The 17436-nt window shown below is 60.9% G+C and carries 8 protein-coding genes and 6 pseudogenes; 9 read left to right on the forward strand and 5 right to left on the reverse strand.

Going from position 1 to position 17436, the window contains the following annotated elements; translation table 11 throughout:
- Window positions 1–501: 501 nt before the first annotated feature.
- Complete coding sequence (locus ACZXDY_RS40705; protein WP_464349372.1) at window positions 502–2781, forward strand: hypothetical protein; 2280 nt, start codon at window positions 502–504, stop codon at window positions 2779–2781.
- 158 nt (window positions 2782–2939) lie between these two features.
- Here ACZXDY_RS40705 and ACZXDY_RS40710 read toward each other — a convergent pair.
- From ACZXDY_RS40710 to ACZXDY_RS40720, 3 genes and pseudogenes are all read right to left on the reverse strand, one after another.
- Window positions 2940–3071, reverse strand: a pseudogene (locus tag ACZXDY_RS40710) (AhpC/TSA family protein); the annotation flags it as partial.
- 1841 nt (window positions 3072–4912) lie between these two features.
- Window positions 4913–5041 carry a hypothetical protein gene (locus ACZXDY_RS40715; RefSeq protein WP_283807049.1) on the reverse strand — a complete coding sequence of 43 codons (129 nt, stop codon included), beginning with the start codon at window positions 5039–5041 and terminating at the stop codon, window positions 4913–4915.
- 870 nt (window positions 5042–5911) lie between these two features.
- Window positions 5912–7218 (reverse strand): annotated as a pseudogene (locus ACZXDY_RS40720) (MFS transporter).
- Window positions 7219–7791: 573 nt separating this feature from the next.
- Here ACZXDY_RS40720 and ACZXDY_RS40725 point away from each other — a divergent pair.
- From ACZXDY_RS40725 to ACZXDY_RS40745, 5 genes are all read left to right on the forward strand, one after another.
- Window positions 7792–7950, forward strand: coding sequence for a hypothetical protein (locus tag ACZXDY_RS40725; protein ID WP_464349373.1), 159 nt, complete (start codon window positions 7792–7794; stop codon window positions 7948–7950).
- Between the two features lie 514 nt (window positions 7951–8464).
- The gene (locus ACZXDY_RS40730; protein WP_130231077.1) at window positions 8465–8737 is read left to right on the forward strand and encodes a hypothetical protein; all 273 of its coding nucleotides are present in this window, start codon (window positions 8465–8467) and stop codon (window positions 8735–8737) included.
- A 191-nt stretch (window positions 8738–8928) separates the two neighbouring features.
- Complete coding sequence (locus ACZXDY_RS40735) at window positions 8929–9750, forward strand: hypothetical protein (protein WP_464349374.1); 822 nt, start codon at window positions 8929–8931, stop codon at window positions 9748–9750.
- Window positions 9710–10168 (forward strand): hypothetical protein, encoded by a 459-nt coding sequence (locus tag ACZXDY_RS40740; RefSeq protein WP_464349375.1) that lies wholly within the window; start codon window positions 9710–9712, stop codon window positions 10166–10168. Before ACZXDY_RS40735 ends, ACZXDY_RS40740 begins: the two co-directional genes overlap by 41 nt.
- On the forward strand, window positions 10116–10727 hold the full coding sequence (locus tag ACZXDY_RS40745) for a hypothetical protein (protein WP_463719109.1): 612 nt from the start codon (window positions 10116–10118) through the stop codon (window positions 10725–10727). Before ACZXDY_RS40740 ends, ACZXDY_RS40745 begins: the two co-directional genes overlap by 53 nt.
- A 129-nt stretch (window positions 10728–10856) precedes the next feature.
- Here the strand turns inward: ACZXDY_RS40745 and istB are convergent.
- Window positions 10857–11536, reverse strand: a pseudogene (gene istB, locus ACZXDY_RS40750) (IS21-like element helper ATPase IstB); the annotation flags it as partial.
- Window positions 11533–12785, reverse strand: a pseudogene (gene istA / locus ACZXDY_RS40755) (IS21 family transposase). The pseudogenes istB and istA, both read right to left, overlap by 4 nt.
- A gap of 332 nt (window positions 12786–13117) precedes the next feature.
- On the opposite strand from istA, the pseudogene ACZXDY_RS40760 reads away from it, so the two are divergent.
- The 3 genes and pseudogenes from ACZXDY_RS40760 to ACZXDY_RS40770 form a co-directional block, all read left to right on the forward strand.
- A pseudogene (locus ACZXDY_RS40760) lies at window positions 13118–13623 on the forward strand (TCP-1/cpn60 chaperonin family protein); the annotation flags it as partial.
- Between the two features lie 770 nt (window positions 13624–14393).
- Window positions 14394–14804, forward strand: coding sequence for a DinB/UmuC family translesion DNA polymerase (locus ACZXDY_RS40765; RefSeq protein WP_245475207.1), 411 nt, complete (start codon window positions 14394–14396; stop codon window positions 14802–14804).
- 1747 nt (window positions 14805–16551) lie between these two features.
- Window positions 16552–16860 (forward strand): annotated as a pseudogene (locus ACZXDY_RS40770) (transposase); the annotation flags it as partial.
- Between the last annotated feature and the right edge of the window lie 576 nt (window positions 16861–17436).

Raw genomic sequence — 17436 nt, forward strand, 5'->3', positions numbered from 1 at the left:
CCAAGGCTTCCTCCTAAAAGAAAGCCTTGAATCACGTTCCATCTGATTTGAGAATCCCAAGAGTCCACACGACCTAGCGCCTCCTCAGGGAGGACGACAGAAGGCCTTAAGAGAAAGCATCAGTTTCCGGCCAGAACGTTGCAGAACGCCATATCCAGCCTCCGGAATTCGTTACCGCCTTCGGCAGCCTTGGCACTGGATCTCGTATAGGTCCGAAGATGCGCGTACAGGTGCTCCCATGAATGGTAGTTCGCAATCTCATGGGACCTCCGTTATCCGCCCCGGCTTTGCGCGATGAGATGGATTCGCAATCTGCCGGGCTCTCGAACCCGGTCCTCAAACGTGCTGCATATGAGCTTCACCAGGGCAGCTTCCATGGAATTGGAACGATGGTCATTCGGATTTTCTTGTGCGTCCGGGAGAACGACCTTCGTCAGCCAATCGTCAGCCAGGTGCTCTATCTAGATAGGCTGCGCATTCTCGACTGTATCGGAGATGAATATGACGGGCATTGGCCGACCTGGCAAATCGCACGTTGGGACTGCAGGAGCCGACAGCGCGGGGGGATCAAGCAATGCGCCCTCGGATTCCAGTCTCGCCCCTGGGGAAGGCAGCCAATCTTTCGACTCCGTCCTGGAGCGGATGCGCTCCGGGCCTCAAGGTGCAACGGCGCCACTCGCCAGCCACCCGCCAACATCGCGTCTGGCAGTCCCCGTTTCCTCGAGGGGCGACGAGATCAAAGCAACAAAGCGGAAAATGGACAGCCTGCTTGAGGAATTTGAGGCTTGTCGTAATGCGGCCAAGCAAGTCCAGGACTCGTCACAGCTGCAAGAGCTGATCGATGAAGTCGTCAAGGCAGGCTCAACAGTTCTGGAGTACTACGCGAGTCTGCCCCCAGATTTGGCACGTAGCATTGTGCCCGACGATCAGGCTCGCCGAATCCGCGACGTGGCACTCGAGGCGGCGGAAGAATGCAACATGCTGGCCACCCGGACCATCTACGCCTTGGAGAAGAGCAGGAAGGGTGCGGCATCCGTGCTCGACGCGCTCCGCAAATCCAACGCTTCGCCCGACCAGCTCAGCCGAGCGGTTTCCACTGTGGCGAAACAGTACTTGGCCTGCATAGAGTGGTGGGGAAAGAAGGCATTGCGCTCGGAACGGATGCAGTCCGTCTGCGCGGCCACCGCCAACCTACCAAGTACAACGCCCCGGATGCGGCAGGGCGAAGAGGCGGCACTGCGGCTGCACGCCGGCTGGGCACTCAATACGAAGTGCATGCATCTGCAATCGCGGATCGCTCTCGCGCAGCTCATGATTGAGCAGCAGGCGAGCGAGTTCGAACCAGCCGTGAGAAAGATCCTCATTGGTGAGAACGGGCGGGCGCGTCTGCTCGGAACCTTCATCGAGGATGTTTTTCCGGCATTCGTCTCGACGTCCGACGCTGTTCTATACAGCAAAGGACGGGCACTCGACGCAGAGCACTGCGCCGTTCTGGAAGGAGTCATGGAGCGGCTTTCGGAATTTGCGTCGGCGTCGCAGGACGACATCGTTGCCAAGCTAAGCGACGTTGGAACAGGTGCCCACCTCCCAGTGGAACTGTTGGACCAGATCGTGGAAGGCGCGTGGCTCACTGCGAACGAGGTCATGCGGTTTCTGGCAGTGCAGCCGAAGATGCCGGCCAACATCGCACCGCCGGCCGAGGCTGGAGCTTCGACACCGGCGAGCACTACCGGCAGGGCTGTTGCGGCCGAAGGCACTGCAGCGCGCAGGAAGGGGAAAGGCAAGCGCACGCCCGCCGCTTGCGCCGGGAGTTCGGCGGCTGGGCGGCCGGAGCCGCAGGTCGCGACCGCCGGCATTGGCACGGCGCCAGCAGCCAAGGTTCTCGTGCTCTCCGATCTGGGTACGAAGAAACTCGCGAGCGCGGAGGAGGCACATGCGAGGGCGTCATCGTCGGCGACCGGACACTTGGCGATGTGGCAGGCTCCCCCGTCGAAGGAGGCACTGACGCGAGTACTCAAGCGGTTGGACGAACTTTTGCAATTCGATCTGCCCGGTCAGCAAAGGGCCATCTCGCAAGCGCGCCAGATGAAACCCGAGGACGCCGACCACATCGTGGACACCGTCGTCGAGCGCCTGCAGAAGCAGGCCGCCGAGATGCAGGCCTGTGTAGCCGCGTTGGAGGAGCCTCGTCGACGCGGCCTACTCACGCCTGCGCAAGTGAGCGAAGTGCACAACAAATTAAACCGGCTCAAGGTGATGTTGTCCGAGGCACAGGGGCTGGCAAAGACTTTGCAGGACCGAAAGGCCAAAATCAGGATCGATTGCATGAAGACCTACGCCTTTCCGTCGCAGAAGTACCTTGAAGAGCTGCGGGCGGCTGAGGAGTTGGCGCCTGCGGATCTACCGCGCGCGTTGAAGGGCGGGCCAGGGACGCTGTTCGAGATCAAGCTGCAGGGTAAGGCACGGCGCAATGGTGCGATGCCCAGTCCGATGTGGGTGCACATTCATACGAAACGGCCGGTACATGCCTGGCAGTTGGCGACGCTGGATGACGCCGAATTCGCCGCTTGCCACGTGAAGTCGAATGAACAGCGCGGCTACAATCGGCACTGGCAGAACGCCCGAGCTGCGACGGGTCACGAGAACGTCGTGATCCATCGCGGCAAGCTAACGCCTGCATTCTGTAAGTCCTTGTTGAGCACCGCAGTTAGCGGCCACCCACCCTATTGGCTTGCCGAGGCGGAGCACCGGTCGACGCAGGTTGCTCGACACGGGATGTAGTTGGGGTATGGCACGACAATCACGGAGGGCGTATTGCCTTATGAGTCGGTGACATCGCGCTTTGGCCGGAGAACAAGCCATTCTTGTCGTGTGGCAGGCTCGTACCATCTCAGCCCAGGACAAGATGGCGGGATTGCACGCCAAAACACGCTAGCATGTTAGGCTGCAACTTGGGAGGCGGCCGACATCAGCTCTTCGGGGCTCGGCCGCCCGAAGATGCGATGGCCGCCTTCGGGAACTTCGGTAAAGCTCCAGCGCACAATCCCCTCCCGGTCGATCAGGGAATTCCCCAAAGAAGAATTTCGTAAGAATAACTCTGCCGCTTGCTGGGCAGGACTTTTGCTTGGCTCTGGCTAAGCGAAGCCAAATGATGCAGCGTGGTCTCGACTGGACGCACCGCCTCCGCAAGATCGCCGATGACACCTGGCACGTCTCCGCGGATACCCGACCAAGGCGGCCTTACTCCGCCAGCTTTGTTTCGATGTACGCGTTCGGCGAAGGAGCGGCGATCCCCCATTACCGCATTGGCGTGGGCCAGAATGTGTTGCTGAACAAACCGAAGGCCGCTCTTGCGGGCCCTCGGCAGGGTGACATCCCAGTATTCGTTAATGGCCCTCTCAGCCAACGGGATGCGGTTCAGATCGCCTTAGCGATCAACCTGCGCAGGATTCCTAAGCAAGTTTCCAAGTGGGGCATCGGTCGAAGACTTATTGATTTTCGAGTCTCTCGGCGTGTTCTGCGAGCTTTTGCCATTCATCGGCGAGGCGTTGCCACGACTCCTTGTCGAGCGGGCGGCTCGCTCGCTCCGCCTGCGCACGGCAATCCTCGGCCTTGGCGCGGTAATAGGCTGAGTTATTTCGAGGCATATTCCGCTCCAGGTCATGTGCCCCGGCGCGACCGTTGGGCGCGCCGGGGCAGTGCTCCCTCTCGGCCGACCGTGGGGTCAGGGGGCTGAAGCTCGATCAGCAAAGAGGTCGCACATGAGCAAAGGCATCTCAGTGAACTGCTGGAGCCTGAGAATGTCGCCTTCGTCAGGCTCACTCCTGCAGGCGTCTTCGGTTGAAGCGAGCACCGGTAGCTGTGCGAGCCTCGGCCATTCATCGGAACGCCGCAGTAGTCGCTGTTTGTCGATCGGACCAGCCGTCTTTGCACTGCTGCCGACATTGCTCGGCTCGCGCGGATGATTTCTGCATGATCAGCCATAGCATCTCGTAGCTCTCAATGGCCCGAAGGGCCACTCGGCCTATCAGCAACGTAGCGCGGCTAATTCACTTTGGCTTTGATTTAGATCACCTTCCCGCGATGGTCGCAGCCCGCTGCAAGGGTCGGTTGCTGCCCTTCACACCCGTAGCAGTTACAGCAGGATTCCAGCACCGCCCGCACGGCAAGCCGCGGTAAGACAGCGGTGTCCGATTGGCCCCGGCGGCCAGAGCCAGTATTTTTTCGGCTAGGCATGCCTTCAACGATGACGTCCGCTTTGCTTCGGGCACCATCCGGACAGCATCGTCCAGCACACCTCGCAGCACGACACACGCTTTAACTTGCGGCTCATGGCGCTACTCCAGCAAGACAAAATCTGTCCATGCCGGCTCCAGCCTGCCCAGCCGGTGGTCCGGAGGCAGGCCCCGCGGAACTTGGCCTCCGATGGGCCTCTTTCGCCGAGTGAGCGGGGCCGTCGGTTTTTGGGGACAGGTCACATCGGCGAGTACAAAAAATGTGAGTCGGTCATGTGACAGGCGCTTGCGGACGCCAGTTGACGCCCCTGATGTCGGAAGCTCCAGGCCGCGCTGTCGTCGGCTGGCGTTCGCCACACACGAACAGCCCCTTCGCGGGATCCCCCGCGCAAGGTGTCAGTGCCGTCGGCGGGTGCTGCCTGAAAGTTGGTGGTTAGGCTGGCGGGCTACCCACCTAGCCCGATTGTCGAACAGGCGTCCGCAAACACCGTAATTTAAGGGGTTACCGGGGATGTCGCGGCCGGAGCCTTGGGCGGTCTTCCATTCCGCTTCAGGCCCCGTGTTGTTTTCGCGGCAACCTCCTGCGCGCTCACGCGCTCGCCGGCCAAAATCCTCGCCTCGAACTCACGACGTGCCGCTTCTTGCAGCGCGCTACGCGACAGCGCGACCAGCACCGCCTAACGTTCGACCTTGGCCGCAAGGTCTTTGCGGTCCGCATAGCGGCGGGCAACGCGCATCAATTGCGACACCTTCGTCGGCTCGGTCAGGTCGAAGGTGTGGCGCCACGATGTGCCCGAATTCGGCATTGCGCGGCGTGTTATCGCGGAATCTCGTCGACCAAGGGAAAGAACGTCGCGAGGGAGAATTCACGATTCCGACCGCCGCCTGTCGCTGGCGACGAACGCTCGGACGCCGTGGGAGCTCGTCATTTCGCGCCACGCGGCGTCCTCGAAGTGACCGTTGGCCTCGATCTCGGCCCGCTCCAGCTCATCCCGAAGGCGTCTGTTGGCGACACGACTAGCCTTCACCGCAGCCGTGTACCCGATGGTCGCGAGGCGGATTTCCGACGGGCTCAGCGAGGAGCCCAGATGCGCCACCCTCGGTCGCTGTCGACGCGCTCGCAAACGCCTTGTTTTGCGGTGTTTGCGGAGGCGCTGACGACATTCGGGCTGGGGGTGTGCCCAACAGCGGTTTTTGGTCCGTAGAAGCGGCCAAGGACACCGTGACGCTTCAGTGCACGGAACTCGATCTTGCAGGCCGGTCGAGAGCAAACGAGCTGGTGGCCGGCGTTGCGCGCCATCGAGCCTTCGCAGACCAGACACCTCGCAGCGTAGAACATCCTCCAGCAACCACGACAGCAGAACGACGAGCGCGGGTTCTCGGTCGGATGGGGAAGCTTGGTGCGGCAGCGGCGGCAGTATGTCCGGGCCTCCGTCATGCCGCGGCCCCGACAAGGTTTTGGTTTGCAAAGAGGGTGTAAGCCTTTGATGCGGATGGCCGGACAATCGCCCCGGCCCTTTAATTGCGAGGTGTTGCCAAGCTTCCATTCTTTGTCTCCAGTGGCACGATGGTAGCGATCACTTCGTCGGAGCTGGTCGGGGTTGCGGAGACGGGGTGATCGCGGGTGACGAGAGAATCGCCAACCGGAACTGGCTGAGGCCGGTCTCTTTAACGGGTCAACTTGATCGCGTTGATGTCGCAGCTGGGGTCATGGTCCTTTCCGAGGTCGCGGGCGGTGCGGTCTCGGGCATCATCAGCATGGCACAGAGCCCGGCCGCGCTGGCGACAAGCATGTACCAGGCGGGCGCCAGCGCGTTCCCGGTAACGTGGATCAGCCAGGTGACGACGACTTGCGCTGTGCCTCCGAAGATCGCGATCGCAAAAGCGTAAATCGTCGCGAAGGCGCCATCGCGAATGTTCTTGGGCAAACCTTCGGCCATACTCACATAGAAGGCGCTATTCGGAATCGCTCCGATCAGGGTGAGCGCGCCGAGGCCTCCGAGAAGTGCGAGGGCACTGCGGCTCTCTGTGATCCACAAAAGCACCGGATAGATCATCAGGAACGCAGCGATCTGCGGCCAGATCATGATGTGCCGGCGTCCGGCCAGATCCGCGAGCCAACCGCCCAGCAGGGCGGCAGCATTTCCTACCGTGTTGCTGATGAGCGTGGTGGCAAAGGCGAGAGGCGCAGAAACTTGCAGGGTGTTCAGCGCATAGGTGGATATTGCGGGACGTAGGTAATAATCGTGCAGCTCGCCAAAATGACGAATCCCAAGCTCATGATGCGGCGAGCGGCAGGCGATCTTACAGTCTGGACGAGGAGAGCCGGGGCTTCGGGGCGGTGCAGCGTTTCCGACAGGGCGCTCCGCAACCAAAGTCCGAACGGCAGCGTACCGGCGCCGAGCAAAAGCGCGATCCGCCATCGGTACGCATTGAGTGCCTCGGTTGTCATGGTGAGGGAGAGTATTTCTCCAACCAACGCTCCGGCGGTCGCAGCTATCTGTTGGCTGGCAGGTTGAAACGAGACAGCAAGACCGCGGGCCTCGGCCGGGGCCGCTTCTATCAAATAGGCGGTAGTCGGACCGACTTCACCTCCGAGAGCGAAGCCCTGCACCAAACGTGCGAAAATGGTTAGTAAGGGAGCAGCAATTCCTATTGTCTCGTAGGAGGGCGTAACAGCCAACACCAGGATCGCGGCGCTCATCGTGGCAAAGCTGGCGCTCATCGCGGGCCGGCGCCCGATCCGAGTACGAGCCGAGCACGATGGCCCCGATCGGTCTGGTTACAAAACCTGCGCCAAACGTCACGAGCGACAGCATGAGGCTGCGAACGGGTCGCTCGTCGGGAAGAACGCCTCACCGATCTGGATCGCGAAAAAGCTATAGGTCCCGAAGTCGTAGAATTCGAGAATATTGCCGATCGTGGCGCCCAACTCGGCGCGGCTGGTCAAACGGTCGTCTGCTGCAACGAGGACCGGCTCCAGCCTCTTCCGAGTTAAATTGCCTGGTCATCCTCGATCCGCCTTAAGCGCGATCGCTGGCCGAGCATTTTCGACCAGCCAGGTCGCGCACGTCGCATTCCACTTGCCTCACGCACCCTCTATCTTGACGTGGCCGGCCCGCGCGCCAGTGCTCACATGTGGCCTGAAGCATGTCATGACGAAGCTCATGATAATGAGTGCATAAACATGCCTGCCTTTTGCGGGCACATTCAAGCCCTGAACTGATTGCGGCAATCGCCAGCAAAGATGAGTAACGAACGCGCTGCAATTTTTCGGCGCGCGCGTTCATTGCGCTCCTTTGCATTGGCGAGTTTGCGACAACATTGGAGGGCGCCGAACGTGGTAGTGCCTGCTTTCACACCCAACGGCCACCGCGCGTGCATGCTGCCTTCAGCTCGGCTGCGTGCGCGGACGCGTCAGGCGATTGGTGGCTTTTGCTCCGTTGCTTGGCAGTTGCGTGCAGCCGCCGCTGTGTCGGGATTGTCTCCTGCACAGTACAGAATCGCCGCGCGATCAGAGAAAATAAGGAGCTCGCATTGCTCATGGACCATGAAAATGACCGACATCATCCCGGCGCCGCAGACATCAGGCGGTGATATCCGGGCGCGGCGCGCCTCGGCTCAGCGGGGCGTAAATGCCAAGCGTGATGCGCCAGAGTTTGAGGTTAAGGAAGTTGAAAAGGCATCAGCGACGGCGATGACGCGCCTTTCGTGAGCGGATTTGAATTTCATCAAGGACCCGGAGCAAACAGCGTTCCTTTCATCTTGAAGCGCTGCCGTTTGGGTTATGGCCGCGAAGTCGCGCGGCCAATGTGTAACCAATCACGGGCCGCTCCGCTCGCGCGTTGACGTGCCCACGCGCTCGAAGTTGGACGGCAAAGCACGCTTGCAATCGATGCCTCGAATAGAATGTGTAGTATGAAGACGAAGACAATTACGACCATCGTGCTTGCGGTTAATGCGTTGCTGGGTTCGCCCAGTAGGGCCGTTGAAAGTTACGATGTCACGGATTCGAACGGCGTGCCCTTCATACGGGCACGGATATTCGGCACCGGCGACGGCCCTTTTTGTTGCCGAGCAGGCGACGCGCGGCCTTCATTGCGGAATTTGCCGCAATGGGAAATAGATCATTCGCTTGCGGCGATCCAGCATTGGGCTGAAATCATCAACGTCACGCCGGGTCAGTCGCCGGCCATCGTCAACATCGGCGGGATTAACGGTTACACCGCATGGGCCTCTGTCCCGACGGCGGCACCAAGGTGCAGGCGGCACTCACGCGTCAAGATCCGGGCGAACTGCACTACGGCGCGCATGGCATGGTTGAGATCGGCGAGATGGGGTTCTCATCCGATGCCTACATCCCGTCGCAATTACCGACGACGCCGAAGATCGGTCTTGTACCCGTTATGATTCATGAGTTGGCCCATCAGTTGGGAATTGCCAGTACAAAGATTCGCCATTTTCTCCTGAGGCGACATCACCGTATTTCCCTGAATCGATAAATGCCTGGACCGACCATTTGCACGATGACAATGGCAAACAAGCGAAGCCTGGATAGGCAATCTATTGTACCGGCTGCGCGAACCCGCAAGCTGACGACGTTTTCGACCTGAGCCGCGATCAGGGCTATTTCGCAGGCCGGCATGTGAATAAAGTACTGGCCCGTGCCATGCCAGGTATCCCGGTGCGAGTGATGACCGAGGATGGTCGGCACGACTTGCCCTTCGTCTCGCATAGCGAGCTTAAGAACAGCCTGATGAGCCACCAGCAATACCGGAATTATACCTCCCTCATGGAGGCGGAGCTCGCCGCGTTGCAGGACATGGGCCACAGCATCGATCGGCGCAATTCCTTCGGTTACTCGATCTACGGCAACGGTCAGAATCTGGTAAACGACAATCCCTTCTTCGCTCGTAATGCTAACCGTACCGCCTATCTGCCCAATACATACAACACGGCCAGGCTCGGATTGGGACTGCACGTCTATGGCAGCGGCAACACTGTGGTCCAGCGCGCCGACCTGCTTTCGCAAGGAGCAGGGGGCGCCGGCATCCGCGTCGATGGCGAAAACAATCAGATCATAATCCCGTCCGGGACCCGCGTCTATGCGGACGGCGCCTATGGGCGCGGCGTCATGTTCACCTATGGGAAGAATCACACGTTTACTCAGCGTGGCGACGTGCAGGCTCTCGGCGAGCATGGCATCGCAGCAAGTTTCGACTTTGGCAACAATGCGATGGGCAATGACCATGACTATCGTGGCTCGTATATTCGCACGATTGGCAATAACCCGGCCCCGATGCTGAACGAAATCGACGGTCCGCTCGTCAGCACGTTCGATCTGATCGGGCGCCTCGCTGGCAGTCACGCAGCGATGTACATGTCGAACAATGGTTATGTGGGCGAGATCAATGTGATGCGTGGCGCAACATTGTCAGGGGACATTCTGTCTGATTACACCCAGCTTGACCAGAATGGTTGGCCTGACCAAATTAACGGTCGGCATGACGCCTGACGCGAACGGTCACTCAACCGGACAGCCTGACGCAAGCTTTGCAACCCGCAATGAAGGAAATATCGTTGGGCGCAACAACCTGTCGCTGCAATTGTCCGGTGGCGTCGTGTTGTTGACCGGCAATCACCAAGTGTACGACGCAACTGTCGCGCAAGGCGCGATCATGTCCGGCAACGGCAGTTATCTCCTCAATAGCGATGGCCGCTTCACCAATAGCGGCGCTGTCGCACCGCTCATCGACGGTCTTGACAACAGCATAATGGTGAATGGCGAGTATCTGCAAACCTCGACCGGTCGCTTGCAGGTCGCCGTAAACGATGCTGGTGCGTTCAGCCGGCTCGTGGTGAACGGGAATGCGACGCTCGATGGTACGCTCCACGATCATGCCGCAGCGTGGCTGGTATGGCAGCGGCTCTAGCCTCTCCTCCAATCGGTGGCTGAACGCAACAAATCTCATAGGCTCGTTCACGAACGTGACGACATCGCTGCAATCGCCAACCTTAATGGCAAGCACTACAGCCGAGGGCGACAACACCTACGCGTTGACACTCTCCCGCGCAGTTGATGCCTATTCGCAATATGGAGCCGATGCCAACAGCCGCCAGGTGGGCGCGGCGCTCGATCGCGTAGCTGGCAACGCTGCGGTGGGGCTGCACCCGCTCGTCGCGGCACTCGACTTCTCCGGGTCGGACGGTACGGTGGTGACATCTGCGCTGCGTCAGCTTTCGCCGTCCGTCTATGCGTCGGAGAAGGGCAGGCGTGTCAATGACAGCTTCTATGCGCGTTCGGCAGTCTACAACCGTCTCGAACAGACGTTTGGCGGCACGCCAGTCTCGCCGATGGCGGTCATGGGTTATGGTCCTGAGCAGAGGCCGGGCGGCAGTTCTGCCTCTGGCATCGGTGCGGGCGCCCCTATTTCCTCTAACCTGCCATCCTTGTCAATGCCGCTTCAAAATTCCCCAAATGTGCCGAAGTAAAATTCCCCAGCTGGGCGGTATTTCGGTGATCAGCCGGTTGGGTGGTGATCGTTGGCTCCATGTTTGAGTGGTCGACCGCGGCGGCGCGGCGACTGTGCCGGATTGGCGAGTTGATCGGGGCCTTGGAGCGGACGTGCCCCCCACGGGGTCGCCAAAAACTCACCCCATTCGGCGAAGCCGCGACTAGAGGTGAGGATCATGGCGCCGCGCTCGTAGCGAGCATTGACGAGCTGGAAGAACAAATTGCCGCCGCCGGGGATGACGGGCAGGTATCCGATTTCGTCGACAATCAGCAACGAGGTCCGGCACAGCAAGCGAATCCGCTCGCACAATTGCCCCTCCCGCTCGGCCTTGGTCAGAGCGCCGATGATGTCGGCAAGACTTGAAAAATAGACGCTGCGGCCGGCCTTCACGGCCTCCACGCCCAGCGCCGTGGCGAGATGGCTCTTGCCCGTTCCGGGTGGGCCGAGGAAGTGGATCACCTCATGGCGGTCGGCAAAGTCGAGCTGGGCGAGCGCGAGAATGCGATTGCGGTCGAGCGACGGCTGGAACGAGAAGTCGAATCCTGCGAGCGTCTTGATGGTCGAGAGCTTGGCCATCCGCAGCGCCATCTTCACGCGGCGGTTCTCACGCAGCGTCAGTTCCTCGGCGAACAAGGTGTCGATGACCTCCAGCGCACTGGCTTCGCCGCGCTCGAGCTGACGCACGGTTTGGTCCAGGACCTCCAACGCTCTCGGCATCTTCAAGCCGACCAGGGTTTTGCGGATTCGGTCGAGCACAGACGGTACGATCTCGATGGCCGCGTTCATGGCTGGTCTCCCTGGCAGGCCAGCCGCCGGCCGACGGCCTGGTAGAAGTCGAGGGGGGGCGCGGCGACCACATCAGCGGTGCGCAGGATCAAGATCGGTGTGTCGCGATGGGGATCGGTGATCCGCGGCACTTTCCGATGCCCTGCGGCGACCCGGCGCTGATGTCGGCCCTCCAGCACAGGGTGCACGGCGACCAGGGCACCGTCTTCGAATATCCGAACTTCATCGGCAAGCGTATGCACTTCGACGACCCGCTTCCAGGTCGCGTCGGGAACGCTGTAAAGATTGCCGCCGACGCTCACCATGCCTTCATGCGAGACCCGCCGTTCCAGCTTGAGGACCGAGCGGAAGGGTGCCAGCGGCAGCATTTTGAGATGCACCTTCTCCTCGGGAAGGCGTCGTTGACGACACGCTGGGTCGTGGCGTGTAGACGCGGATTGGCCACCGTATCCAGCCAATGGCGCAATTGCGCGTTCAGGTCATCGAGATTGCGGAACGAGCGGGCGAGGAAGAAGTCCTCGCGGATATAGCGATAGGGTCGCTCGACCTTTCCCTTTGTTTTAGCCCGATACGGACGGCAGGCCTTGGGTTGGAAGCCATAGTGTCGGGCGAAGTCGACCAGCGCCCGGTTGTAGACGATGCTGCCGCCGGCGTCGCCGATGACGGCAGTCTTCATGCGGTCGTAAAGGATCTCATGGAGGATGCCACCGATCGCCTCGAATGCCGCCATATGGCAGCGCAGAACCGTCTGCATGTCCTGGTGCAGGACAAAACGCGCCCAAATCAGCCGGCTGAAGCCGAGCACAAAGGAGAACAGCCAAACGATGCGGGTGACCGCCGGCTCATCGGTGAACTGCACCTGGAATTGAGCGAAGTCGACCTGCGCCTGGTCGCCCGGTGGCGTCTCGAAGCGAACTTCAAACGTTGGCAATGGGACCGGACGAATCTCGCGCAGCAGGTCGGTAACGGCGGTGTAGCCGCCCTCATAACCGCGTTCGCGAAGCTCCCGCAAAAGCCGGCGGCCGGTCAGGCCGGGATAAGCCATCACCCGTTCGCGCAAATACGGAACGAATGGATCGATGCGGCGCTGGCGCGGCTTACGTGGACCATAGACCGGCGGCTCTAAGCCACGAGCGATGCATTTACGAACGGTCTTTCGATCGATCCCGAGTTCGCGGGCGATCGCTGAAACCGTCAGTCCCTGCCGATGAAGATCAAGAATCATGATGACTTCCCCAAGCTTGATCACCGCACCCGCTCCCTCGTTCTGGGCAGAGCAGGATTGGGTGATCGATTCGCCGCCCATCCTCAGGGCGCGCCCTGAGGATGGGCGACACGATCAACTGGGGATTTTTTAAACGGCACTTCTGGGGAGAATTACTCAGGCATCAACAGCCGGTGAAGCGAAGCGCTCGGACCGACATGACAGACCGCGCTCCCGCCCACAGATAGAATTCCTGCCGGATCAGCTGGAACGGCCGTTCATTCCAGCCGGCCTCGAAAAGGCCAGGAAGCCGCGCGGACACATGCGGCGCTTATCACTGACGTAGATCGTCGACGCCGAGAGCTGCAGTCAGCTAAGGCGGCGCGACCGAGATCAAGGTGAAGGAGCGCAAGGATCGCGTTGATGACGCAATGCACGCGACCCGTGCGGGGGTGGAAGAAGGCATCGTTCCGGGCGGCGGCGTCGCCCTGCTCCGTGCCACCGAGCAGCTCAAGGGCCTGCGCACCAAGAACGACGACCAGAAGACCGGCGTCGAGATCGTGCGCAAGGCGCTGTCCTGGCCGGCCCGTCAGATCGCGATCAACGCGGGCGAAGACGGCTCGGTCGTGGTCGGCAAAGTCCTGGAGAAGGATCAGTACTCTTACGACACGATGCGCAGACCGGCGAGTACAGCAACCTTGTCTCCAAGGGCATCATCGACCCGACCAAGGTCATGCGCACCGCAGTCCAGAACGCGTCGTCGGTGGCGGCTCTCCTGATCACCACCGAGGCGATGGTCGCCGAGTTGCCGAAGAAGCCGGCCGCCGGCCCCGCAATGCCTCCTGGGGGCGGCATGGGCGGCATGGGTGTTATGGACTTCTGATCCAGCCGCCGTCACGTGAACCACGAAACGCGAGAACCCCGGCAGCAATGCCGGGGTTTTTGTTTGCTCTTGCAATCTCTTACCACGTTGTTCCGGGCTCGCATTACGCGAGTCCCGGAATCTGCTGTTGGCAGATTCAGCAGCGCTGGTCGCCTTTTTCGTTAAGCATGTTCAGCCGATTGTGAACCCAAGATTTCATATGCCGACCTGATGCAACAAAAAGCTCCGCGAGACGCCCCGCTCGTCTGGAGCGTCCGTTCAGCTATCCACGGGCTTCCGTCAAGTCTTCACAAATGCTTCGTCAGTTTTGCTCTGCCAGTTAGGGCCGCCGGCCTTGAAATGATTCAAGACAACGGGGCTAAGCCGAGCTTATTCGTCGGCGCCTTATTGAGCCGCGGCGCCTTGCGCATCGTTGGGAAGACCTCGTCGAAGGCTTTTGTCTTTGCAAAGTCGCGTTTAGTCGATTTCGGGTTATCGCTTAGTCATAGCCTCACGCTGGCACTTGGACACTGCCTGACCGCTCGGCCGACATCCTACAACAAGTTGCTGGCGAAGCTCGCCTCGCACCACCGCAAGCCGCATGATCGTTCCTTACCACGCCAAAGATGGGTCCGACCTCCGTTCAGGATCTCCCCGCCGGGAAATTCCATGAGATCGGGCCGGCGACAAGCGCCAAGATGAACCGCCTCGGGATTTTCCCGGGCATGGACATGCGCAACAGACACTCGAGTTCATGAACGCCAACTTCGGCAAGGCCGATAGCTACTCTGTTGGATACCCACGGCATCGACGAGCGTCCCGTGCGTGCCAACCGGATCCGCAAGTCCCTCGGCGCGGAGAACACCTTCTCAGAGGACCTAGCGGAGTACGATGCTCCGGCAGCGGAACTGAAGCCGCTCATCGAAAAGGTTTCGCACCACTGCGAGGCCACAGGCGCCCGGGGCGGGACGGCGACGCTCAGGGTGAAGTTCTCCGATTGCGAACTAATCACCCGGAGCAAATCAATCGGTCATCCATACCGCAAGCGATCTTCGACCCTCGCTCAGGACCCGCTGAAGCACCTGATGCCGCCAAAGAAGCCAATACAATTGCTCGGAATTGCGATAGTCAGCGTCATCACGCAGCTTCTGCGGTGTGGACGGCAGATCAGCCAGAGAGTGACGACCGCGCTAGATGTCTGACAGAGCCCTCGCCGGCACCGCTGGCGCAGCATCACTACCAACTCGAGGGTGATGGATGAGCCGAACGTCGTTGGGTCCTCCCGGCCCCAAGACGGCGGTGTAGCGCTCGCCGCGAATGTCGTAGTGCTTTACCGGCTCCGTCGCGTCCGGCAAGAGACCCCAGCGGCCCAGCTTCGAGATCATCATGTCCGGCGCGGGTTGGGTGCCGTGGGAAAAGTCCTCGGGAACGGCCAATGAAGCATCAAAAGTCTCGCCGACCGCTGAGGGCATAGCCTCAGCCCTGGCGGACGCGGGCGCGGCTTGCTCCATCCTGTGTCCAAGCGGCGCTGGCGAGGTCCGATTCCCCGGCCGCGCGCTCGGCTGCGGAGCGTTTTCCGGTCGAGATCCGAGACGAATGGCAGCGCCTGGCGGATTGAGTGGGGCGCTCTGCCTCATCAGCCCCGCGGGCACCAACAGCGCCGTGTAACGGTCAGTGTTGATCACGAAGCTGGTCGGTCGGCTGTCTTGGCTCGGCGGGAGGCTGCTCCCCTCCCGCGCAGTGATCAGCTCGTCCGGCGCGTGCTGGTGGCCGAAGTTCAAGGGACGAACGGCCTCTCCGAAATTCGGGGCCTGAGGATGGCGCGCGGTTGGCCCGAGAGACGACGATGGGCCGGCGCCTTCCATCCTCGCCCACAGCAGATCCGGATCGTAACCTTCCGCAGGAAGGACCACTGGCGAGCCGACAGCTCGCCCGAGAGGCGACGGTGGGCCGGCGCCTTCCATCCTCGCCCACAGCAGATCCGGATCGTAACCTTTCGCAGGAAGGACCACTGGCGAGCCGACAGCTCGCCCGAGAGGCGACGGTGGGCCGGCGTCTTCCATCAACACGCGCGCGGCTGAATTGCCGGCCTCGCTCAGCTGCCGCGCAATGGCATCCTCTTGCGGATGGCTTAGCGTCCTCTGCCTCTTCGCCGCGCTCCCGGTCAGCTCGTCCGGAGCCGGCTGGTAGCCGTCGCGCCGGTTCAACTGACGAACGGCTTCTCCAAAATCCGGCGCTTGGTGATCGCGCACGGTTGGATCGAGAGACGATGCTGGGCTGGCTTCGTCCATGATCCCCCGCAGCAGACCCTGATCGTGACCTTGCGTTGTGAGCCCCTCCGACCATCTCAAAGCTTCCCGCGACGCGCTGTCCTGCGCAGCGGCGTCCCCAAGACGTCTGGCGACGGCGCCTTCGGAATGAGGATCGCGGGCACTATGGCGCCCGAGCTCCAACGGATAATAGGAGCCTGGAGGAGCAGGAACCCCTGCGACGGGAGCGGCATCGCGTTGCGGCACTTCATCCAAGTGCGGCTCAAATTCCGCTTGCTGCTGTTGCTGTTGTGCCACCGTGGCGTTGTACGTAGCGAGATCTCGGTCGAATGGGCTGATATTGTTAAGTGGGTCCATGTTCCCCTCCGGTTGGGGCCGGTTCGCAATCCTGAGCGGATAGTGTCGCTCTCTAGTTCTCACTCTACTAGGATCAGCTTTCGACAAGCTGACGGGCTTAGAGAATTAGAGTGGGCCAAATTGGCCGAAGCGTGCATTCTCTCACACGCAGCAGCATCGGTCGTCCGCCGAAGAAAGGCCTTAATGACCAAGAGGAGAGATTTTTGCGCTGGCGAAGTTGGAGCAATCGGAACCACCGCTTGCCGCTTACTAGGTCCTGTGGACCTCCTGGGATTCCCTTAAGCCGGCACATCAGTTCAAGACTGCTTTTGGGGTGGCAGTCTTGGGTATGATCGACCGTATGGTTTTGAGCGACGCACCGTCGGATCGGATGGCGCCGCTGATTATCGGCCGGGCTGACAAAAGGGATCGACTGGAGGCGACTACCGGATGTTCGTGGAGGGCGTTCTATGGATTGTGCGTACGCGAGCTCGCTGGCGTGATCTTCCAGAGGCGTTTGGCGATTGGAACAGCGTTCTCCAACGCTTCAGCCGCTGGAGCGCGAAGGCTGTATGGTGGCGATCTTCGAAGCGATGTCTGACGATCCAGACTTCGAGTATCGATCGTTGATTGCACCATCGTCCGAGCCCATTAGCACGCTGCCAGGGAGCCTGCTCCTCGATCGGGGCGAGCGTACCGCGGCACCCGAGGAGTTCGTGCTTGGTGCGTTATTGCGAGGCTGCACGGCCAGCTTGCCGGATTCGGAAGCGCTCGCCATCCCCCCTCCGCGCCATTCGTGGGAGCCCCGATGAGTTTACCCCGCTCGCCAACTGCTCCGAAATGGGATAGACGTGCGCTTTCGCAAAGACTGCTTGGCCCGCAACGAGCTTTACGTGCTCGGCCCTCTTGCCGGCTCGGACCCGCTTACTGAATGACCCGTCGCCGCGATAGTTGATCATACCAGTCGTTTGGTGCCCTCCTGGTCCCATACTGCAACCGTTGAGCACCCCCTCCGTTCTTGTCTATCAGGCGGAAACCGGTGTTCCGCTGCAGCAAGTTGGAGCGCTCGTCGGTCAGAGTGCGCATCGAGAGATCTGGCCGCATGTGATCGATTGGCTGGGGCTTTAGGGTTTGAGCTACGAGCAACTACGCGCCCCAGCTGCCGTGTGCCGGCATCGTCGCAGCGAATTGATCAGGTCGCTCGTGGACCAATCTTGGGCCGTGCTTC

The organism is Bradyrhizobium sp. LeoB3, assembly GCF_055456055.1.